This is a genomic window from Streptomyces sp. NPDC054842 (assembly GCF_053611025.1).
On sequence record NZ_JBSGZN010000029.1, the window covers coordinates 1 to 20894 of the forward strand.

The 20894-nt window shown below is 72.6% G+C and carries 19 protein-coding genes; 7 read left to right on the top strand and 12 right to left on the bottom strand.

Annotated features, from left to right (window positions below):
• Positions 1–284, bottom strand: a 284-nt coding sequence (locus ACWGIS_RS22485; protein WP_453364236.1) for an alcohol dehydrogenase catalytic domain-containing protein, incomplete at its 3' end; no start/stop codon positions are given.
• 339 nt (positions 285–623) lie between these two features.
• Between ACWGIS_RS22485 and ACWGIS_RS22490 the strand changes: the two genes are divergently transcribed.
• Positions 624–2378, top strand: a complete 1755-nt coding sequence (locus tag ACWGIS_RS22490) for an ABC transporter ATP-binding protein (protein ID WP_453364237.1) — start codon at positions 624–626, stop codon at positions 2376–2378.
• 26 nt (positions 2379–2404) lie between these two features.
• Here ACWGIS_RS22490 and ACWGIS_RS22495 read toward each other — a convergent pair whose 3' ends face one another.
• Positions 2405–3865, bottom strand: a complete 1461-nt coding sequence (locus tag ACWGIS_RS22495) for an aldehyde dehydrogenase family protein (protein ID WP_453364238.1) — start codon at positions 3863–3865, stop codon at positions 2405–2407.
• Between the two features lie 206 nt (positions 3866–4071).
• Positions 4072–4362 carry a hypothetical protein gene (locus ACWGIS_RS22500; RefSeq protein WP_453364239.1) on the bottom strand — a complete coding sequence of 97 codons (291 nt, stop codon included), beginning with the start codon at positions 4360–4362 and terminating at the stop codon, positions 4072–4074.
• Positions 4363–4532: 170 nt separating this feature from the next.
• Here ACWGIS_RS22500 and ACWGIS_RS22505 point away from each other — a divergent pair, with 170 nt between their 5' ends.
• Complete coding sequence (locus ACWGIS_RS22505; protein ID WP_453364240.1) at positions 4533–4898, top strand: nuclear transport factor 2 family protein; 366 nt, start codon at positions 4533–4535, stop codon at positions 4896–4898.
• 268 nt (positions 4899–5166) lie between these two features.
• On the opposite strand, the gene ACWGIS_RS22510 is transcribed toward ACWGIS_RS22505, so the two are convergent.
• Together ACWGIS_RS22510 and ACWGIS_RS22515 are read right to left on the bottom strand one after the other, a co-directional pair.
• Entirely contained in the window at positions 5167–6162 is a 996-nt protein-coding gene (locus ACWGIS_RS22510; protein ID WP_453364241.1) for a CU044_5270 family protein, read from the bottom strand.
• Positions 6155–6733 carry an RNA polymerase sigma factor gene (locus tag ACWGIS_RS22515; protein WP_453364242.1) on the bottom strand — a complete coding sequence of 193 codons (579 nt, stop codon included), beginning with the start codon at positions 6731–6733 and terminating at the stop codon, positions 6155–6157. Before ACWGIS_RS22515 ends, ACWGIS_RS22510 begins: the two co-directional genes overlap by 8 nt.
• A 105-nt stretch (positions 6734–6838) precedes the next feature.
• On the opposite strand from ACWGIS_RS22515, the gene ctaD reads away from it, so the two are divergent.
• Complete coding sequence (gene ctaD / locus ACWGIS_RS22520) at positions 6839–8551, top strand: aa3-type cytochrome oxidase subunit I (protein WP_453364243.1); 1713 nt, start codon at positions 6839–6841, stop codon at positions 8549–8551.
• Entirely contained in the window at positions 8548–8907 is a 360-nt protein-coding gene (locus ACWGIS_RS22525; protein WP_453364244.1) for a hypothetical protein, read from the top strand. The genes ctaD and ACWGIS_RS22525 overlap by 4 nt, the downstream gene beginning before the upstream one ends.
• Here ACWGIS_RS22525 and ACWGIS_RS22530 read toward each other — a convergent pair.
• Positions 8888–9889 (bottom strand): polyprenyl synthetase family protein, encoded by a 1002-nt coding sequence (locus ACWGIS_RS22530; RefSeq protein ID WP_453364245.1) that lies wholly within the window; start codon positions 9887–9889, stop codon positions 8888–8890. The two genes, ACWGIS_RS22525 and ACWGIS_RS22530, sit on opposite strands and share 20 nt — an antisense overlap.
• Positions 9890–10042: 153 nt before the next feature.
• Positions 10043–10711, bottom strand: a complete 669-nt coding sequence (locus tag ACWGIS_RS22535) for a TetR/AcrR family transcriptional regulator (protein WP_453364246.1) — start codon at positions 10709–10711, stop codon at positions 10043–10045.
• Positions 10712–10887: 176 nt separating this feature from the next.
• Between ACWGIS_RS22535 and ACWGIS_RS22540 the strand changes: the two genes are divergently transcribed.
• Complete coding sequence (locus tag ACWGIS_RS22540; protein ID WP_453364247.1) at positions 10888–12156, top strand: YncE family protein; 1269 nt, start codon at positions 10888–10890, stop codon at positions 12154–12156.
• Positions 12157–13408: 1252 nt separating this feature from the next.
• Here ACWGIS_RS22540 and ACWGIS_RS22545 read toward each other — a convergent pair.
• On the bottom strand, positions 13409–15391 hold the full coding sequence (locus tag ACWGIS_RS22545; protein ID WP_453364248.1) for a GTP-binding protein: 1983 nt from the start codon (positions 15389–15391) through the stop codon (positions 13409–13411).
• A gap of 352 nt (positions 15392–15743) precedes the next feature.
• Between ACWGIS_RS22545 and ACWGIS_RS22550 the strand changes: the two genes are divergently transcribed.
• Together ACWGIS_RS22550 and ACWGIS_RS22555 are read left to right on the top strand one after the other, a co-directional pair.
• Complete coding sequence (locus tag ACWGIS_RS22550; protein WP_453364249.1) at positions 15744–15914, top strand: hypothetical protein; 171 nt, start codon at positions 15744–15746, stop codon at positions 15912–15914.
• 33 nt (positions 15915–15947) lie between these two features.
• Entirely contained in the window at positions 15948–17081 is a 1134-nt protein-coding gene (locus ACWGIS_RS22555) for an XdhC family protein (RefSeq protein WP_453364250.1), read from the top strand.
• Between the two features lie 452 nt (positions 17082–17533).
• On the opposite strand, the gene ACWGIS_RS22560 is transcribed toward ACWGIS_RS22555, so the two are convergent.
• The 4 genes from ACWGIS_RS22560 to ACWGIS_RS22575 form a co-directional block, all read right to left on the bottom strand.
• Positions 17534–17956 (bottom strand): SHOCT domain-containing protein, encoded by a 423-nt coding sequence (locus tag ACWGIS_RS22560; RefSeq protein ID WP_453364251.1) that lies wholly within the window; start codon positions 17954–17956, stop codon positions 17534–17536.
• A 166-nt stretch (positions 17957–18122) separates the two neighbouring features.
• On the bottom strand, positions 18123–18347 hold the full coding sequence (locus tag ACWGIS_RS22565; protein WP_453364252.1) for a hypothetical protein: 225 nt from the start codon (positions 18345–18347) through the stop codon (positions 18123–18125).
• 633 nt (positions 18348–18980) lie between these two features.
• Positions 18981–19181, bottom strand: a complete 201-nt coding sequence (locus ACWGIS_RS22570) for a hypothetical protein (RefSeq protein WP_453364253.1) — start codon at positions 19179–19181, stop codon at positions 18981–18983.
• A 240-nt stretch (positions 19182–19421) separates the two neighbouring features.
• Positions 19422–20561 (bottom strand): Ig-like domain-containing protein, encoded by a 1140-nt coding sequence (locus ACWGIS_RS22575; protein WP_453364254.1) that lies wholly within the window; start codon positions 20559–20561, stop codon positions 19422–19424.
• Between the last annotated feature and the right edge of the window lie 333 nt (positions 20562–20894).

The following is a 20894-nucleotide window of genomic DNA, read 5'->3' on the forward strand; positions in this document are numbered from 1 at the left end:
TGCCCGCACACGGCACGCCAGTTGAGGATCACGAAGTCACCCGGCGCCACATCCGTGACATCCGCACCGACCGACTCGACCACACCCGCCGCCTCGTGGCCCAGCAGGAACGGGAAGTCGTCGTTGATCCCGCCCTGCTTGTAGTGCAGATCGGTGTGGCACACCCCGCACGCCTGGATCCGCACCACGGCCTCGCCGGGCCCCGGATCGGGCACGACGATGGTCTCGACGCGCACCGGCTCGTCCTTGCCCGGTGCGATCACGCCGCGTACTTCCTGCGCCATGTGGTGAACCTTTCCTCAGTAGACGTTCCGTCAGCCGACCCTACGGGGTGACCGGCGGGTAGCGTGCCAGGTGGGTGACGGGGCGGGCCCGGAAAACGTCCCGGGCACGCGCGGGGCGGTTCCGGGCCGATCGGTGCCCCCGGGGAGCGGCTGCGGATCAGTGGCGGGTTCCTCCACGGCACCTCGCCGGTGGTTCCGTGCGGCGTGACGCCCTGCTTCACGACCGCGGGCCCGCCCCGGCGAACTCGCGGGCGCCCCGCGAATCCCCTGGTCCCGCCCCTGGCCGGGAACACGGGGACGTAGCCTGGAAGTTCCGCCCCGACTCCCACGAGGAGCGCCGTGACCATCGCCCAGACCGAAGCGGCCCCGCCCGCCTGGCGGTTGCTGTTCGGGTACGTACGGCCGCACCGGTGGGCACTGCTGGCGGGCGCGCTGCTCGCGCTCGGCACCGGGGCCACGGGGCTGGTCCTGCCGCTGGTGGCACGACGGCTCATCGACGACCTCTCGCACGACCGCTCCATCACCGGCGCCCTGCTCGGCCTGTCGGTGCTGGTGGTCGCCAACGCGACGGTGGGCGCGCTCGGTTCGTACGTCCTGCGGCGCACCGCGGAGTCCGTGGTGCTCGGCGCCCGGCGCACCCTGTCCTCGTACCTGCTGCGGCTGCGGATACCGGCGGTGGACCGCAGCGAGCCGGGCGACCTGATGGCCCGCATCACCTCGGACACGACGCTGCTGCGGGAGGTCACCACCGACTCGCTCGTGGGGCTCGGCACCGGCGGGCTGACCCTGGCCGCGACCGTCGCGATGATGGGCTTCGTCGACCCGGTGCTGCTGGGCGTCACCCTGGCGGTGGTCCTGGGCGCGGGCACCGTGCTCGGCGTGATCGTGCCGCGCATCAACCGGGCGAGCCGCCGGGCGCAGGACGCGGTCGGCGTGATGGGCGCCTCGCTGGAGCGGGTCCTCGGCGCGCTCCGCACGGTCAAGGCGTCCGGCGCCGAGCAGCGGGAGGAACGGGCCGTGCACGCGGCGGCGCAGGAGTCGTGGCGGCAGAGCGTGAGCGCGGCCAAGTGGTCGGCCGCCGCGGGCAACACGGCGGGCCTCGCGATGCAGATCGCGTTCATCACCGTGCTCGCGGTGGGCGGCGCCCGGGTCGCGACGGGCGCCATCGACGTCGGCACGCTGGTCGCGTTCCTGCTCTACGTCTTCTATCTGATGTCGCCGATCCAGCAGGTCGTCGGCGCCGTCACGCAGTACCAGACCGGTGCCGCGGCGCTGGCCCGGATCCAGGAGGCGCTCAGCCTGCCGGCCGAACCGGTGTCCCGGGCGGCGCCGTTGCCCTCGCCGGGCGCGGAACCGGCCGCGCTCGCCTTCGAGGACGTCCGCTTCCGGTACGCCGACGATCTGCCGTACGTCCACCACGGTGTGACGTTCGCCGTCCCCGCGCAGGGCATGACCGCGTTCGTCGGGCCGTCCGGCGCGGGCAAGACGACCGTGTTCTCGCTCATCGAGCGCTTCTACGAGCCGGAGGCGGGCGTCATCAGCGTCGACGGGCGCCCGCTGGAGGACTGGGAGCTGCCCCGGCTGCGGGCCGCCATCGGCTACGTCGAACAGGACGCCCCGGTCCTCTCGGGCACGATGCGCGACAACCTGCTGCTGGGGAACCCGGAGGCGGACGAGGCGGAGCTGGACCGGGTGGTGAAGACGACCCGCCTCGACGGTCTGCTCGAACGGCTGCCGCGCGGCCTGGACACGCTGGTCGGCCACCGCGGCACGAGGCTCTCCGGCGGCGAGCGCCAGCGCGTGGCCATCGCCCGCGCCCTGCTGCGCCGCCCCCGCCTGCTGCTCCTGGACGAGGCCACCTCGCAACTGGACGCCGTGAACGAGGCGGCGCTGCGCGACACGGTCGCCGACGTGTCCCGGACGACGACGGTCCTGGTCGTCGCGCACCGGCTGTCCACGGTGACGATGGCGGACCGGATCGTCGTGATGGACGCGGGCCGCGTGCGGGCGGTGGGCACCCACCGTGAACTCGTCGCGCGGGACCCGCTGTACGCCGAACTGGCGGCCACGCAGTTCCTCGCGACCTCGGGCTGACCTTCGCACCATTTACTGACTGTCCGTCAGAACGGGTAGCGGGCCTGCTGGGTGGCGATGGTCACCCATCGCGTGCTGGAGAACGCCTCGACGCCCCAGCGCCCGCCGAACCGCCCGTAGCCGGAGGCCTTGACGCCGCCGAAGGGCGCGTGCGGCTCGTCGGCGACGGACTGGTCGTTGACGTGCACGATGCCGGTACGGATCCGGCGGGCGACGGCGAGTCCGTGCGTGGCGTTCTCCGTGATGACCCCGCAGGTCAGCCCGTTGTCCGTGTCGTTGGCGACGGCCACGGCGCTGTCGTCGTCGGCGAAGGTCTCCACGACGCAGACCGGTCCGAACGCCTCCGCGTAGTACAGCTCCGCGTCCTTCGGGACGCCGGTGAGCACGGTCGCGGAATGCACCGCGCCGTCCGGCTCGCCGCCTCCGGTGAGGACGGTGCCGCCCTTGGCCACGGCGTCCTCGACGAGCGCGGCGACCCGCCGGGCGGCGGAGGCGGTGACCAGCGGGCCGACGACGGTGTGCGGGTGGCCGGGGTCGCCGGCCCGGAGCGAGGCGACCTTCTCGGTGAACTTGCGGGTGAACTCCTCGGCGAGGGACTCGTGGACGAGGATGCGGTCGCCCGACATGCAGATCTGCCCGGAGTTCATGAAGACCCCGAAGGTGACGGCGTCGACGGCGTAGTCCACGTCAGCGTCGTCGAGCACGAGCACGGCGTTCTTGCCGCCCAACTCCAGCACCGCGGGCTTGAGATGCCTGGCGGCGTGGGTGCCGATGACGCGGCCGACGCCGGTGGAGCCGGTGAAGTTGACGGCGCGCACGCGGGGGTCGGCGATCAGCGTCTCGGCGATCTCGGCCGCGTCCGCACGGTCGTTGGTGATCACGTTGAGTACTCCGTCGGGCAGTCCCGCTTCCCGCAGGACGTCCGCGACCAGCAGCGCGCAGGCGATCGGCGCGTCCTCGCTCGCCTTGACGACCACGGTGTTGCCCGCGGCCAGCGGCGCGGCGACGGCCCGGGTGCCGAGGATGACGGGGGCGTTCCAGGGGGCGAAGGCGGCGACGACGCCGAGCGGTTCGCGTACCGCGAGTCCCAGCACTCCCTCCTCCTGGGCGCTGAGGACCTCGCCGCGCGGGGCGGTGATCGCGGCGGCCGCCTCGCGCAAAATGTTCGCGGCCAGCGAGACGTTGAAGAGGGCCCACGGCCGGGTCCCGCCGGCCTCCCGCGCCATCAGCCCGGCCACCTCGTCGCCCCTGTCGTCGAGCAGGTCGGCCGCGTCGAGGAAGATCTTCCGCCGGGCGAAGGGGGCGAGCGCGGCCCATCCGTCAAAGGCGGCGTCGGCGGCGTCCACGGCCCGCGTGACGTCCTCGGGGCCGGCGGCGGCGACCGTGGCGTACACCTCGCCGGTGTAGGGGTCGACGTCCTCGGCGGTGCGGCCCGAGGCGGCGGGGACGTCCTTGCCGCCGATCAGCAGTTCACGGGTGATGGCCATGGCGCGGCTTCCTTCGGTACGTCACTACGGCATACACAACCAGGATGCCCGGAGTCGGCCCGAGCGAGGTTGTTCGCAAAGTGAACTTTCGTTCGTTCAACTACCGGGATGCTCCGGCCGCGCCCGGGGAATGTCAAGGGCCCCCGCCGGAGCGGGGGCCCTCGGAGCGCGGTGCCGGACTCCTGGGAGCCGGCGCGTACCCGGTGTCAGCCGACGGGGAGCAGCCCGACGACGGGGGCGACGAGGTCGGTCGCCTGGTGCAGCTGGTTGAGGTCGTGCAGTCGCTTGAGGCCCGCGAGCTGGCTGGACACGTGCGGAAGCTGCTCGCGGTGCTCGGCCGGGACGTTGCTCTGGGCGAGCGCGTCGAGCTGGGCGACCGGGCTGATCGGCGCCACGCCGAGGGTGTCGGCACCGAGCGCGTTCGCGGCCGGGGCGGCGAGCCCCGTGGCACTGACAACGAGACCAACGGCGGCAACGATGCGTCGTGTTGAGATCATGACTTCAGCAACGCTGCCGGGCCCCGTCCGGACACGGCCGTACCGGGCTCCTCACCCGAGAGGCGCACAGCGCGGCCTGCGCTTGCCGACCGTCGCGCGGCGGAGGAGCCTCGAAGGAGGGGCCCTCGCGGCCCGCTCCTCGCCGGGCCGCGGCCCTCAAGGAGGTCATCATGGGCACCGCAGCAGGTCCCGCCTTCGACACCGAGGCTCTGCGCCGGGGCATCGAAGGACACAGCGCGGCGGCACTCCTGTCGCTCTACGCGGACGACGCCGAGATCCGGGTCGTCGACCGCAACACGCAGCCCAGCCACCCGATGGTCATGCACGGCCGGGACAAGATCGGCGAGATGCTCGCCGACGTCTACAGCCGCGACATGACCCACAAGATGGAGCAGTGCGTCGTCCAGGGCGACCGCGTCGCCTACACGGAGTCCTGCCAGTATCCGGACGGGGTGAAGGTGCTGTCCCAGTCGATGATGTCCCTGCGCGACGGGAAGATCGTCGATCACACACTGCTCCAGGCATGGGACGAGTGACGCGGCGCTGGCCGCAGGCCCGGTTCACGTCCCGTGTGACCTGGACCGTCTCGGCGCGGGCGACCATGGGCCGGTCGCGTCCGGCGCCGGCCCGGCGGCAGGGCGCGGTCCCGCCGAGGCGGTGGCCGGCGGCGTCCTGGATCCTGGTGCGCGCCGTCCTGCGGGCGGTGCGTCCCCGCGCGCGCCGTCGGCGCCGGCTCCCGCCCTGACGGGCGGGGTGGTCCGCCGCACCGCGCCGTACGTCACCGGTGACCGGCCCGGCACGCGGTCATCGCATCCACGCGCTATACGACATCACGTCGCCCGCCTCGACGCCGTACTCCGGTTCGGCCTCGGTGACGGTGTCCTCCAGTCCGAGGACGGCGCCGGTCGACGGGTCCAGGACCAGCATCCGGCGCGTGGAGTGCGCCGCGTCCCCGTACACGTACGCCTGCCCTTCGCGTCCCAGGCGGTCGGTCACGGCGCCGAGCGGCCGCAGCCCGTCGGCGTCGGCGAGGAGCCGGATCAGGGCCGCCGACTCGCGTCCGCCCAGGGTCCAGTTGTCCAGGAGTACCGCCGTGGCGTCCAGCAGCCGGGGCGTGTCCATGGTGTCGACGGGGTCGATCTCCTCCAGGTAGGCGCGCAGCCGTCGGGCGTCGTGCGGGGGACGCGCGGCGGGCGGGGCGTCGCTCCAGCTGGGCGGGTACGACCGCCGGCTCAGGACGTGCCCGTCCTCGACGGTGCGCGGGGTGTCCCCGCTGTCGGTGATCACGGGCCTGCCCGGGTGGCGCGGGTCGGTCGCCACGACGAGTTCCGTGTGGCTGCCGTCGGCCTTCCAGCGCACGACGCGCTCCTCGGGGAGGGTGAGCGGCGGCCGGGCACCGGGTCCGCCGGTCATCGCGAGGCTCCACGTCTGGACGTGCGTGCCCCGGCGCAGGGGCGTCTTGTCGCCGGCGGCGGCCGCCCGGTCGGCGATCCGGTCCAGCGGGACGGCGGCGGAACCGGTCTCGACGAGCAGCGGGCGGGGGGCGGCGACGGCGGGCGCGGTCGTCGTCCCGGACAGCAGCAGGGTCAGCGCGAGCGTCGCGACGGCGGCGGACGCGGCGAGGCCCCAGGCCCAGCGCCGCTTGTGCCGTACGCCCGGCGGCCGTACGCGCGCCGGGGCGCCGGTCAGCAGGTGGTCCAGCCGGCGTTCGGCCCGCCGGTCGAGGGGCCGGTCGCGGAAGCGGGGGTCGTCGGACGGCACCGGGTCGGCGCGGCGCAGCAGGTCGAGTTCGTCAGCCATGGCCGTGCTCCGTGCTGTCGTGGCCGGGCGTGCCGGCGCCGGGCGTCGCGGACGCGTGGGGGCGCCAGGTGTCCCGCATGCGGTCGATCTCGGTCCTCAGGCGGCCACGGGCGCGGTGCAGCCGCATCGCCGCGGCTCTGCTCCCGCAGCCGAGGGCGACGGCGATCTCGTCGATCCCGAGTCCCTCCCACGCCGTGAGGCGCAGCACCTCCTGGTCGCCGGGGGCCAGGCGGGCCAGGGCCTCGTGCACCCAGGCGCCGGGCGTCTCGGTGTCGGGGCTGTCCACGATCTGCCGTCGGTGGGCGGTCTCGTGGTGGCCGATGCGGTCGACGAGCCGTCGCCGGCGGCCGTACCCGCGTACGGCGTTGGCCAGGCAGTTGCGGGCGACGCCGTACAGCCAGGGCAGCGGGGTCGCCGGCAGCTCCGCACGCCGGCGCCAGGCGACGGTGAACACCTCCGCCACCACTTCCTCCACCTCGCTCGTCCGGCCGTCCAGTCGCCGCGCAACGTAGCGGCTGACCGCCCAGTAGTGCTCGCGATAGGCAGCGGCGAAGATCTCGTCGTTGCTCATGTCCCGTAGGTGTCCGGCAGGCCGGTGTTCGTCACACCGGCCGGTGTGACGCTCGTCGCTTCCCCCGAGTGTGACGGCCGCGCTGGGTGCGGACACAGGCGGGGCATGGAGAGCAACACCGCGACGACGCCGCCGTCCGCGCCGTCCCCGCCCGTACGCACCCACCGGCCCGGAGCCACCGCCGTCAGGTGGCTGACGACCACCGACCACAAGACGATCGGCTCGCTGTACCTGATCACGTCGTTCGCGTTCTTCTGCATCGGTGGCGTCATGGCGCTGCTGATGCGTGCGGAGCTGGCGCGGCCGGGTCTGCAGATCATGTCGAACGAGCAGTTCAACCAGGCGTTCACGATGCACGGCACGATCATGCTGCTGATGTTCGCGACGCCGCTGTTCGCCGGATTCGCCAACTGGATCATGCCGCTGCAGATCGGCGCGCCCGACGTGGCGTTCCCGCGGCTGAACATGTTCGCCTACTGGCTCTACCTGTTCGGCTCGCTGATCGCGGTGGGCGGTTTCCTCACCCCGCAGGGCGCGGCCGACTTCGGCTGGTTCGCCTACAGCCCGCTCTCGGACGCGGTCCGTTCGCCGGGCATCGGCGCCGACATGTGGATCATGGGTCTGGCCTTCTCCGGCTTCGGCACGATCCTCGGCGCGGTCAACTTCATCACCACGATCATCTGCATGCGCGCGCCCGGCATGACGATGTTCCGCATGCCGATCTTCGTCTGGAACGTCCTGCTCACCGCGGTCCTGGTGCTGCTGGCCTTCCCCGTGCTCGCGGCGGCCCTGTTCGCCCTGGAGGCGGACCGGAAATTCGGGGCACACATCTTCGACGCCGCGAACGGCGGCGCGTTGCTGTGGCAACACCTCTTCTGGTTCTTCGGCCATCCAGAGGTGTACATCATCGCCCTGCCGTTCTTCGGGATCATCTCCGAAGTCATCCCGGTGTTCTCCCGCAAGCCGATGTTCGGCTACATGGGCCTCATCGGCGCGACCATCGCCATCGCCGGCCTGTCCGTGACCGTGTGGGCGCACCACATGTACGTCACCGGCGGCGTCCTGCTCCCGTTCTTCTCCTTCATGACGTTCCTCATCGCCGTACCGACCGGCGTGAAGTTCTTCAACTGGATCGGGACCATGTGGCAGGGCTCGTTGTCCTTCGAGACCCCGATGCTCTGGGCGACCGGCTTCCTGATCACGTTCGTCTTCGGTGGTCTGACCGGCGTCATGCTCGCCTCGCCGCCGATGGACTTCCCCGTGTCGGACACCTATTTCGTGGTGGCGCACTTCCATTACGTCATCTTCGGCACGGTCGTGTTCGCGATGTTCGCCGGATTCCATTTCTGGTGGCCCAAGTTCACCGGCAGGATGCTCGACGAGCGGCTCGGGAAAGTCACCTTCTGGACGCTGTTCATCGGGTTCCACGGCACGTTCCTCGTGCAGCACTGGCTGGGCGCCAACGGAATGCAGCGCCGCATTCCCGACTATCTGGCGGTGGAAGGTCTCACCACGCTCAACACCGTGTCGAGCGTCTTCTCCTTCGTCCTCGGGCTGTCGTTCCTGCCGTTCTTCTACAACGTCTGGAAGACCGCCAAGTACGGCAGGAAGATCGAGGTCGACGACCCGTGGGGCTACGGCCGTTCGCTGGAGTGGGCGACCTCCTGCCCGCCGCCGCGCCACAACTTCCTCACCCTGCCGCGGATCCGCTCCGAATCCCCGGCGTTCGACCTGCACCACCCGGAGATCGCCGCCTCGGGCGTGCCCTCGGGTCCGGCGGTGGACGGAACCGCCGGAGCTCCGATGGAGGTGCGATGACGGCCACCGACGACCATCTGCCCGACGCGGACCTCTGGATCAGGCAACTGGAGGGCCATCTCCTCGTCGAGGCCGCGCGCGCCGAGGGCAGGGCCGAAGCCGCCCTCTTCACCGGGTCGTTGCGGTGGCTCACGGACACCCAGCGGGAGGAGGTGGAGGCGCGCTACGCCGAGCACCACCTCGCGCTCAACCGCCGCTGCTGGGAACGCACGGCGGAGCGCGCAGCGCAACTGCGGTCCGAGTACGAGACGTTGTACCGCTCGCTACGGCGCCGCCTCTACCTCGGGGTGGTAGTGGGCGCCGTCCTGGTCTCGGCCGCGGTGCTCGCCCTGGCCGTCACGGCCGCCCGGCGCTGAGCTGTTCGACGGGGCCGGGCTCCAGCCGCATCCGGGACGACTCGTCCACGAGGTGCCGCAGTACGGCGAGGTACTCCTCGTCGCCGCCCAGTTCGCGCAACAGCCGGTGCGCGTCGGCTCGGAAGGCGTCGAGGTCGTCCCGGCAGCGGCGGAGCAGCGCGGCGTCGAGGAGCACCGCGGTGACCTCGGCCCGGGCGGAGCCGGACGTCCGGGCGGCGGCGTGCGCCTTCAGCAGGAGCGCCCTCTCGGCGGGCGGGGCGTCCTGGAGCGCGCAGGCCAGCAGATAGGTCACCGTGCCGTTCGCCAGGTCCTCGTCGCGGCCCGACAGGATGTCCTCCTGGTCGTTGAAGATCTGCCACAGGACGCCGAAGACGCAGCCGAACTCCCGCCAGCGCTCGACCCTTTCGGCCGGCGCCCCCGCCAGGATCGCCGCCATCGCCGTGATCATGGCGAACGGGGCGCCGGACTTCCCCCGGTAGGCGGCGACCACCCGCTGCCGGTCGGCGCCGGCGACATCGGCCCGGAGGTCGCGCAACTGGCCCTCGGCGGCGGCGACCAGCCCGTTCAGGACCTCGGCCGTCAGATCGCCGCGCACCGCCTCGGGGATCCGCGGTGACCGCAGGGCCAGAACGGGCAGCGGCAGTCCCGCGACGACGGCCGCGAGGAGCGCTTCGCTCGGGTGCAGGCCACCGACGCGCACCGCGCCCTGCCCGTCGGCCAGGTCGTCGAGGTGGCAGGCGGACGTCCACCACAGGACGTGCACGGCGGCCAGCGGGGCGGCCGGTCCGGGAGCGCCGGTCTCCGCGGCGTGCACGACCATCGGCAGCACCGAGAGCGGATACGCGAACTCACGGTGCCGCAGGAGTCCCGTGACCGCGCTCCTGACGGCGGTCGCCGAGGGGCCGAGACGCCCGACGGCGGCCCGCACCTCGGCCTCTATGTCCGCGGACACCTGTCGGTGCAGGTCCGCATACGTCGTCACAGGCACAACTGTTCCCTTCGCTGAGGACAAAGACGTGATTCGATCATCGGGCGCGGACCGGAGCCAGGGCGAGTTCCGGCCACGACCACGAGCGGCCGGACCGCGATCGGTGCGGTGAGCGGGACCGCGCGGCACGCCGCCCCGGCAGGGGTTTCAGGGGTGGTGGCCGCCCGGGGACCAGCCCACGGGGCGCAGCACGGCGAGCAGTTGGCGCACGAGTTCCTCGACGACCTGGTCCAGGGTGGCGTCCACCCGGCCGGCGCTCCAGTCGTGGAGCAGACCGTTCACGCCACCGATGAACGCGGTCGCGGCGATCCGGTAGTCGCGGAAAGCCGCCTCGCCGCGTGCCGCCGCCGCGTCCGCCTCCGCGCAGATGAGGTCCACCCAGCGGGCCCGGCGGTCGAGCCGCTGCTCCTCCAGTGCCGGGCTGACCCCGATGATCTCGACGAACGTGATGCGGATCCGGCGCGGGTCGGAGGTGACGTCGGCCGCGTAGGCACGGAAGACCGCGGCGACACGCTCGGCGAGCGGCAGCTCGCGGGCCTCGGCGAGCGCCGCCAGGGCCGCCGCCTCGGCCCAGTCGTTGACCTGGAGGTGCAGGGCGGCCAGCACGTCCTCCAGGGTGCGGAACTCCTCGTAGAACTGGCGGGTGGACAGGCCCGCCGCCTCGCTGAGCGCCGCGACGGTGGCCGCCCGGAAGCCGGGGCGGTCGCCGAACACCTGGAGGGCGGCCTCCAGGAAGCGCCGTCGGCGTTCGGCCTGCCGCTCCTCGGCGGACCGGCCGCCGTACCGCCCGGTCGGCTGCCTCAGCCTGCCCGCCACCCCTGCCTCCCCCATCGCCGGCCGGTCCGGCCCTCGGTCGATTTTGTCCTGCCCGGAGTCTTGTGGAGAGGGCGCCCCGCTCCTTACTTTCCAGTAAGTCAACTCTGAACGCGGGCGTGTTCAGATTCCCTTGTCATGCCCTTGCCATTTCACCCCCCTCTACGACAAGGACCGCCATGTCTGCCCCTCGCTCACGGCACCTGTGCACCCTGGCCACCGCACTGACCCTCGCCCTGTGCGCCACCACGAACGCCGCCACGGCCGCCACGGCCCCCTCCCCCGCGGCCTCCTCCGCCGGACCGCGCGAGGTGATGTTCGTGGGCAACAACTGGGACGGCACCGCCGACGTCATCGAGTCCACCGGGGACCTGTCGAGAATCGGCCGGATCGACGTCGTACCGGACAAGGCGGCACGCATGGCGGAGATCAACGCCGACCCCATCAAGTGGGCGTTCTTCCTCGGCATCCGCAACGGCGTCGGCGAGGGCCACGACCAGCTCGTCGACGACATGTACGCCACCCCCGACGGGACATCGATGGTCGTCTCGCGCCCGAGCTTCGCCGACGTGGTCTCCATCGACCTGGCCACCGGCCGGATCAACTGGCGCTTCCGGGTGTCCGGTTACCGGGCCGACCACATGGCCGTCTCCCCCGACGGCACCCGCGTCGCGGTCTCGGCCTCGACCGCGAACACCGTGCACGTCCTCGACATCGTCACCGGCCGCCAGCTCGGTTCCTTCGCCACCGGCGACAAGCCCCACGAGAACGTCTTCTCGCGCGACGGCCGGTACATCTGGAACATGTCCATCGGAGACGTCAACACCGCCCTCGACGAACCCTGGCTCGACTGGACGAAGGGCGACCGGCGCATCACCGTCGTGGACACGAGCACCTTCAAGCAGGTCAAGGTGATCGACATGCGGCAGCGACTCGACGCGATCGGCCTCAAGGACCACTCCGACGCCGTGCGGCCCGCGGTCTTCAGCCCCGACGAGTCGAAGCTGTACTTCCAGGTGTCGTTCTTCAACGGCTTCCTGGAGTACGACGTCGGGAGCGACCGGATCACCCGCGTGAAGACCCTCCCGAAGAACCCCGCCACCAGCAACGACCGCACCACATGGGTCAACGACTCCCGCCACCACGGCATGTCGGTCAGCCCCGACGGCACCAAGCTGTGCGTCGCCGGGACGATGGACGACTACGCGACCGTCGTCGACCGGGAGACCCTCCAGGAGGGGCCGCTCGTCACCGCCTCCAAGCCGTACTGGGCGACCGTCAGCGGCGACGGCCGGTCCTGCGTCGTCTCCGAGAGCGGCGCCGACCGGGTCACCGCGATCGACTTCGCCACCGGCCGGAAGACGGCGTCCGTGGCGGTCGGCGACCACCCGCAGCGCGTGCGGCTGGCCAGGGTGCCGGCCGGCTGGACCGGGGTCTCGGCTGGGTGACGCGCGCTGTTAGGTGGACGTGGGCTCTGGCGGGGGGGCGTTCGGGGGGCGTGGGGGGGGCGGGCGGTGGTCCGGTCCGTGGGGGGCCGGTCTGTGTGTGGGGGGCGGTCCGGTCTGTGGGGGGGGGCGGTCCGGTCTGTGGGGGGTCCGTTCTTTGGGCGGTGCTCCGGTTTGTGAGCGGGGCTCCGGTTTGTGGGCGGTGCTCCGGTTTGTGGGCGGTGCTCCGGTTTGTGGGCGGTGCTCCGGACCGAAACCGGCGCTCCACTCAGATACCGGTGCTACGGACAGTGACCGGTGCTCCGTTCCGTGGGCGGCGCTCCATTCGCTGACTGGCGCTCCGCTCTCTAGGCGGCGCTCAGGACCGTGATAGGCGCTCCGTTTCCTGAGCGGTCTCCGTTTTGCGGGCGGCGCTCCGGGCCGTGACCGACGCTCGGCTTCAAGACCGGTGCTCGGTCTTTGATGCCGGTGCTCCGGACGGTGACCGGTGCTCCGTTCCGTGGGCGGCGCTCCGGGCCGTGACCGACGCTCGGCTTCAAGACCGGTGCTCCGTTTTTGATGCCGGTGCTCCGGACGGTGACCGGTCCTCTGTTCCGTGGGCGGCGCTCCATTCCCTGACTGGCGCTCCGCTCTCCGGGCGGCGCTCCAGACCGTGATCGGCGCTCCGTTTCATGAGCGGTGCTCCGTCTCGTGGGCAGTGCTTCGTGACGTGACCGGTGCTTCGAGCCGTGGGAGGCGCTCACTTCCGTGCGCAGCTCTCTGGACCGTGGGCGGCGCTCACTTCCGTGGCCGGCGCTCCGTTCCATGAGCGGCGCTCCAGACCGTGGCCGGCGCTCCGTTCCTTGAGCGGCGCTCTCTTCCGTGGGCACCGCTCCGTTCCGTGGGCGGCGCTCCGCTCCGAGACTGGTGCTCGCTCCCGTGACCGGCGCTCCGCTCCGAGACTTCCGTGGGCAGCGCTCCCCTTTTATGAGCGGCGCTCCGTTCCGTGAGCGGCGCTTCAAGCCGCAGCTAGCGATCCGTCCCGTAAGCGGCGCTCCGCTCTATCGACAGTGCTCCGTTCCCTGACCGGCGCCCCACGCCTGGCCCCCGCTCCCGAAGCGGTGAGCGGGGGCCGGTGAGCCTCCGTGCCGCCCGGTTCGGGGGCCGCGGCAACGGGTGCCGTCACGTGCAGGCGAGCCAGCACGGCCGTCGCCCCGCCGCCCCGTCGCCCCGTCGTCCTGTCGCCCCGACGCCCCGCCGCCCGGGCTTGCCCCGCTCAACTCCCCACCCGCCGCGTCACCTTGAGCAGGTAGCCCTTGCGGTCCAGCGGGTTGTGGTCCGTGCGCGGGCGTTCCGGGACGGTCCCCCGTGCGACGGGGGCGTAGTGGTCGAACACGGCGTCCAGTTCGCCCTCGCCCCGGGACAGTCCCGGCAGCAGCACGCCCAGTTCGTGGACCGCCGCCGCCGGGATCCGGCCCTCCAGCACGCTTGTCGCTCCGCGCGTACTGGTCGCCTCGGGGACGGCGCGAAGTTTCGCCAGCACGGGCAGGACGGCCGTGAGCGTGTCGGCCGGAGTCTCCAGGCTGAAGCGGTGCATCGGCTCGTGCACGCGGGAGCCCGCCCGGCGCAGCGCGCTCATCAGGACCAGCGGGGTCAGCCCGCGGAAGTCGGCGCCCGTGCTCGACATGCTCTTGTCGAAGCGCTGGTGAGCGTGGCTCTGACGCGGCGAGTAGCCCGAGTGCGTCATGGTCACCGTGCAGTCGGTGACCTCCCAGCCGTGCACTCCCTGGCGCAGGGTGTCCCGCACGGTGTCCTCGACCGCCTTGAAGAAGGCGTACGGCATCGACCCGAGTTCCACTCCGAGCCGGAACCCCACACCGCTGCCGGCCGGCGCCGGGTCGACCCGCAGTCCGACGGTCGCGAGGAACGGGTTGGGCTCCCTGCCGTTGAACTCGACTGCCGCGCCACTGCCGACGGGGCGCTCGACGCAGATGGTCGTCGTCTCACGGAAGCCGACGTCGAGTCCGAACTCGTCGGCGAGGGTCGCCTGCACGACCTCCTTCTGGACCTCCCCGTACAGCGACACGGAGATCTTCTGGCGGAGTTCGTCGGTGCGCAGCGCGATCAGCGGGTCCTGTTCGGCGAGTTGGGTGAGCGCCACGTGCAGGGCGCCCTTGTCGCCGGGCCGGCGGGGGACGACGACCGTCTCCAGGGTCGGCGGCGCGAAATGACGCTCCGCGCCCGGCCGTGACGACCGGCCGAGGGCGTCCCCGATGCGGATGTCGGCGAGGCCCCGGAGCCTGCCGATCCGTCCCGCGGCCACGGCCGTGTCACCGACCGCCGCACCGTTCTCGAAGACGTCGATCCCCGTGATCTTGCCCTCACGGCCGTCCCCGTAGGTGATCCGGTCGCGCGTCCGCAGGGTGCCGGAGAACATCCGCGCGTAGGCGATCTTCTCCCCCGCCGGACCCCGTTCGACCTTGAAGACGGTGCCCTCGACCTCCCCGTCGGCCCGGCCCCCGGCGGCGGGGAGCAGCTCCCGGATCCCGGCGACCAGCTCCGGAACGCCCGCTCCCGTGATGGCGGACCCGAAGTAGACCGGATGCACGCGGGCCCGGCCGGTCTGGCGTACGAGAGAGGCGCGGAGCCGGTCGTCGGAGACGCCTCCGTCGACGTACGCGGCGAGCAGCGCGTCGTCGTGGCCGGCGAGCACGTCGAGCAGCGGCGCCCGGAGCCGCGGCGCGGAGAAGGGCACGAAGCCGGCGTCCGGAGTGCCCGGGGCACGGACGTCGCCCATGGGGACGATCGCCGGGGTGAGCCGCGCGGCCACGCTGTCCAGCAGCGGCGCGTACCGGGCGCCGGACCGGTCGATCTTGTTCACGAACACGAGGGTCGGAATCCGCAGCCGCTGGAGCGTCCGCATCAGCACGCGCGTCTGCGCCTGGACGCCCTCCACCGCCGACACCACCAGGACCGCCCCGTCGAGCACGCTGAGCACGCGCTCCACCTCGGCGATGAAGTCCGGGTGACCGGGAGTGTCGATCAGGTCGACGGTGAGGTCGCCGATCGCGAACGACACGACGGCGGACTTGATCGTGATGCCGCGCTGCCGTTCCAGGGCGAGGGTGTCGGTGCGGGTGCTGCCGTCGTCGACACTGCCGAGCTCGTCGATGACCCCGACGGTGTGCAGCAGCCGCTCCGTCAGGCTCGTCTTACCGGCGTCTACGTGCGCGAGGATTCCCAGGTTCAGGGTGGGCACAGGGCGTCATGTCCTTTGAAGAGGTGATCGTTCCTTCGGCGGTGGACATGGACGCTGCGCGCATCGGTGCTCCTGGGGTCGGGGACGGTTCGTCCCCCGTAGTGCAGCAGGCGGCAGTGGGCGGGGGCAACGGAATTAAGCGCGGAGGAGATCGTTCCGGGCGCGCGGGTGATCCGTGGTGCCGTGGGTACCCGCACCGGCGTCCGTGCGTGACGGGCGACGTCGGCGGTCCCGCGGAAGGGGCTCGGCGCCACGGTCGCCGTAGTGGCCGGGTGTCCTCGGCACGCCGGGCGGACCCATCAGGACACGGCGGGCGCCCGAGCGGCGCCCCGGTCGACCCGGAAGGCTGATCATGAGCGAGCACACCCCGTCCCAGGCCGAGGGCGAGCCGGACACCGGCACCGATTCCTCCGGGGCCACCCACGACACCGGGCACACGGACCCCGGTGCCGCCACCCCCTCGCAGGCCGAGGGCGAGCGCGACGACGAGGACGAGACCGCCGACGAGTCCGGTACGTCTTGAGGAGGGCCGCGCGGAGGCCGGCGGGAGCGGGCGATGCGTGAGATCCTCCCGGCGCTGAGCCGCTGGTACACGCGCGGCTCGCCCTTCGGCCTGGCCACCGTCGTCGCCGTCAGCCGCAGCGCGCCGCGCGATCCGGGGGCCGCCATGGCGGTCGGCCCCGGTGACGAGGTCGTGGGCAGCGTGTCCGGCGGCTGCGTGGAGGGCGCGGTATTCGAGCTGGCGCGCGAGGTGCTGGAGGGCGGCGAGGCCCGGCTGGAGACGTTCGGGTTCAGCGACGAGGACGCCTTCGCCGTGGGGCTGACCTGCGGCGGGGAGATCACGGTGCTGGTGCGGCGCGTCTCCCCGGGCGACGACCCCGCCTTCGGGGCCGTCGCCCGGTCCGTGGCGGCGGGCCGGCCGGTGACACTCGCGACGGTGACCGCCGGGCCGGCCCGGCGCGGAGCCTCGCTCGCCGTGTGGCCGGCCGGGGAGCCCGGTCCCGACGACGGCGTCCCCGGCACCCTGGGCACGAGCGGACTGGACGTCGCCGTCACCGCCGACGCGCAGGGCGAACTGGCCCAGGGCGCCTCCGAACTCCGCCACTACGGGCCGCACGGCGAGCGCCGCGAGGACACCGTCGGCGTCTTCCTGCACTCGTTCGCGCCACCGCCACGCATGCTGGTCTTCGGCGCCATCGACTACGCGGCTGCCGTCGCCCGCATCGGCGACTTCCTCGGCTACCGCGTCACGGTGTGCGACGCCCGGCCGGTCTTCGCCACGCCCCGGCGCTTCCCCTCGGCCGTCGAGGTCGTCGCCGAATGGCCGCACGTGTACCTCGCCGGGACGACGACGGACGAGCGCACGGTGATCTGCGTCCTCACGCACGACCCGAAGTTCGACGTCCCGTTGCTGGAGGAGGCGCTGCGCCGCCCGGCCGCGTACATCGGGGCGATGGGCAGCCGGCGTACCCACGACGAACGGATGGCGCGCCTGCGTGAGGCCGGCCTGGGCGCGGAGGAGCTGGCCCGGCTGCGGTCGCCGGTGGGGCTCGACCTGGGAGCCCGTACGCCGGAGGAGGTGGCGGTGTCCGTCGCCGCGGAGATCGTCGCGCTGCGGTGGGGCGGGAGCGGTGTGCCGCTGACGGCGACCGCGGGCGCCATCCACCCGGCCGGCACGGCTTCCAGCTGAGCGGACCGGCGCCCCGGGATCGTCGCGTTGCGATGGGCCGGGAGCGGGGTGCCGCTGACGCGACCACGGGCGCGAACCGCCCGGCCGGCACGGCCCCCCACTGAATGGTCCGTAGCTGCCCCGTCCGGGGGACGGCCGGACGGCCACGGGCGGACCGGCGACGGACCGGCGACGGGCGGACCGGCGACGGCATCGCGATGCGGCCCGGCGCCTTCGCCGGCCGGGAAACGAGGGCGCTGGATCAGCGTCCCCTCCGTCGGCCGGGAACGCAGGTGACCGCCGACCGTGGCGGCGCACGAGGCACTGACGCACGGATGACGGTCACAGCACGAGACGTACGCGTCCGGGTCCCCGTCACGTGACGGGGACCCGGACGTCCGGCCGAGGGCCGTTGGCTCCCAGGGGCTCCGCAAAGCCCACAGAGGGCCCGGCGTTGTCCTGGGGCGCTGTCCCTAGGTCAGGAGCTTCGTCTTCGCCCGCTGGAACTCCTCGTCCGTCAGCGTGCCCTTGTCCCGGAGCGCCGCCAGCCTGGCGAGCTCGTCGACCTTGCCGGCGCCGCCGCCCGTGCCGGCGCCCGCGCCGGTGCCGCCTTCCGCCGCGGCTTCCCGGACGTACGCCTTGAAGGCCGCCTCCCGCTCCTGAGCCTCCGCGACGTCGCGCTTGCTCATCGACTTGCCCCGGGCGATCACGTAGACCAGGACGCCGAGGTAGGGCAGCACCAGCGCCAGGACCAGCCAGCCGGCCTTGGCCCAGCCGCTGAGGTCGTGGCTGCGGAAGATGTCAGAGATGACCTTGAACAGCAGGAACAGCCACATGATCCACAGGAAGAACCAGAGCATGGTCCAGAACAGGTTGAGGAGGGGATAGTCGTCCATCGTCGCTCCCGATCTCCGGGCCGCCGACCCGAATGGCCGGGTGCCACTCCTTGGTAACACCACAAACCGGGCACCGCTCGTTGTGGCCGGCTCCAGGGAGCCACGACAGGGGCCTCCTCGCGGACGCGGTGGCGCCCGTCGCGTGACCGTGCGCCACCGCGGCCGGCTAAGCGGTGCCCCACTCGTGCGGGAGGCCGCCGCGCCACTCCACCCGCTCCGGGTCGTCCAGGATCTCGTCCGGGTCGAGCAGACCGGCGGCCTCCAGGAACACGATCAGGTCGTGGTCGGAGTGGGCCAGTCCGAGATCGACGTCCCGGCCGTCCCGGCGCACGCTCACCCGCCTGCCACCGCTGGACGAGGGCCGGTGCACGACGATCAGGGTCTCTGCCACGGGATCAAGAGTGCCCCGGCAGCGAGACCGGCGCAGCCCGGCGGGGTCGCCGGGCCGCCCTGGGCGCCGGACCCCCGGCCGGCTGGGGGACGGTCGCCCGAATGGCCGACCCTTGGCCGAGTCGCCCGGACGGCCGACCGGTTGTCGAGCCGTCCCGATGGCCGACTGATGGCCGACCGGTGGCCGGTTCCCACGGCGGGGCGGTGAGCGGCTTTTGAGGCCGGGGGCTTAAGCCGGGGGACGGACAGCCGCGGGGACGGACAGCCGGCCTCCTCGGCCTGCCGGCCGGTGGGCGGGACTGCCGGTCCCGGGCGGGGCGGTCACCGGGCGAGCCGTGCCGGGCCACTGGTCACGCTCCGAGCGGTCGCGCCGTCCGGACGCGTCGCCCGGACGCGTCGCCCGAGGGCCGGACAGTCGCGCGCGAACGCCCGGTGGCCGGGCCGCGCGGCCAGCGGCCCCGGAGGGTAGGCCGGTGGACGGGCCTCCCGCCGGTGGCCGGGCCCCGCGGCCGACGACCAGTGGGACGGCGTAGGCCGGTCGACGGGCTTCCCGCCCCGGTGGCCAGGCCTGCGGCCAACAGCCAGTGGGGCGGCGTAGGCCGGTGGACGCGCCTCCCGCCCCGGTGTGGCGCGGTCAGCGGCCGCGGACCGCTCCGCGCTGCCTGTTCGCGGGACGCGAGGGAGGCGGGAAGGACGCCTCTTCCTCCTCGTCCAGCGGCGGCAGGTCGACGGTGTAGCACGGCTGGAGGAACAGACCGTGGTGCTGCGGCGCAGCGGGCGTTCCGGCCGGGTTCTCCGCGGGCTGTGCGGAGTCGTGCTGAGGCGAGGCGGGCATCCAAGACCATCCGGAGTTGAGGGTCGCACGGATCGGAGACGGAACTGTCGGACGATGCCGTCCGGTATCTGTCCGCCTCGCGTGCGGCTGCCCATTAGATCCTATTGACGGCCGCAGGACGACAGGACGCGGTGCGAGAACCGCCACGGACGGGAGCGCGCGCCGTCCGCGGACGCGCCCTGGGCACCGGTTCCGGTGCCCGGAGCCGCGCCGTTCCCCGCTCCGGACGGCGCGAGGGTGTCACCGCAGGGCGCTGCCCGCCCGCCACTTCGCCCAGTCCACGTTCCAGTCCCCGTAGCCGTTGTTGAGGGGCACGGTGTCCGTGGAGTTGAGGACGGTGACCGGGTCGCCGTAGTCGACGTGCTGGAAGAACCACTTGGCGTCCTCGGTGCTCATGCCGATGCAGCCGTGACTGCCGTTGACCCGCCCGAACTTGCCCTCGTTCCACGGCGCCGCGTGGGCGTAGGTGCCCGAAGTGGTGAGCTGCACGTCCCACTTGACCTTGCCGAGGTCGTACGCCTCACGGCCGAATATGCCGACGGTGGACGAGTCCATCCGGATGGAGGGGACCTTGCTCAGCACCACCATCGTGCCGTCCCAGGTCTCGAATCCCTTCTTGCCGGTGGACACGGGCAGGGTCCGCAGCTTCCTCCCGTTCTCGGTGACGGTCATCGTCTTCTTCGCCACGTCGACGGTGCTGACGACGGCCTTGCCGACGGTGAAGCCGATCTTCCGGGTCTGGGTGCCGTAGAGCCCTCCGCCTGCGCCGACCCCGTCGAGGTTCATGCGCAGGGTGACCCGGGTGCCCGGCTTCCAGTACTCCCGGGGGCGGTAGTCGATCCGGTCCTTGCCGTTGCGGTCCTTCATCCAGCTCCACGCGCCCTCCGCGGCGGGGGACGAGGTGACCTTCAGACGGCGTTCGACGGCCGCCTTGTCGCTGATGGGCTTGTTGAAGACGATCGACACCGGCAGGGCGGTGCCGACGGTCGACCCCTGCTCGACGTTGTACTCGCCGACGAAGGTCCGCGACTTCGGGGGCTCGGCGGTGGTGAAGGTGCGGCGTTCGGTGATCTTCCGCCCGTCGGACGCCGTCGCCCTGGCCTCCACCGTGTAGGTGACGCCGGGGGCCAGTTCGGCGCCGGAGGTCCAGGAGTCCCGGTCCCCGGAGTACGCGCCGTCGAGGGCGCCGGGCCCGGGGGCGGTCACCTTCACGGAGGTGAGCTTCCCGCTGCCCGCGCGTACCGTCACCTTCTTGTCGACCGGCACGGACGAGGCGTCGGCGGCGGGGGCGACGCGTATCCGGTGCGACGCCGCCCCCTGCTTGCCGTCGCCGTCGTCCGACGACCCGCTGCAGGCCGTGAGGGCGAGGGACCCGGTCACCGCCAACACGGCGACGCGTGTGCTCGTTCGGTGCCCGGGAGACCTCCCGGCGGGCCGTCGCTGTCCGCGTGCTTGGTCCATGACCCCCTCCAACGGCGATACCGGCGGCAGACTCGTGGCCGACCCGTCTCCCGGACGGTATTCGGCTCGCCCACCGCCTACCCCTCGAACGGCCTTTCACAGCTACGGGACCGCCCGCGCCGCCGCCGCGCCGCGGAACGTCCTGAACAGGCGCTCCCCCGTGCGGTGTTGCGACTGCCCCGGGCGGCCGGTCCGTGAGCGACCGCGACTTTTCTGTCTGACGGAGCGTCTGAATGGCTGCCCGGGCGGCTT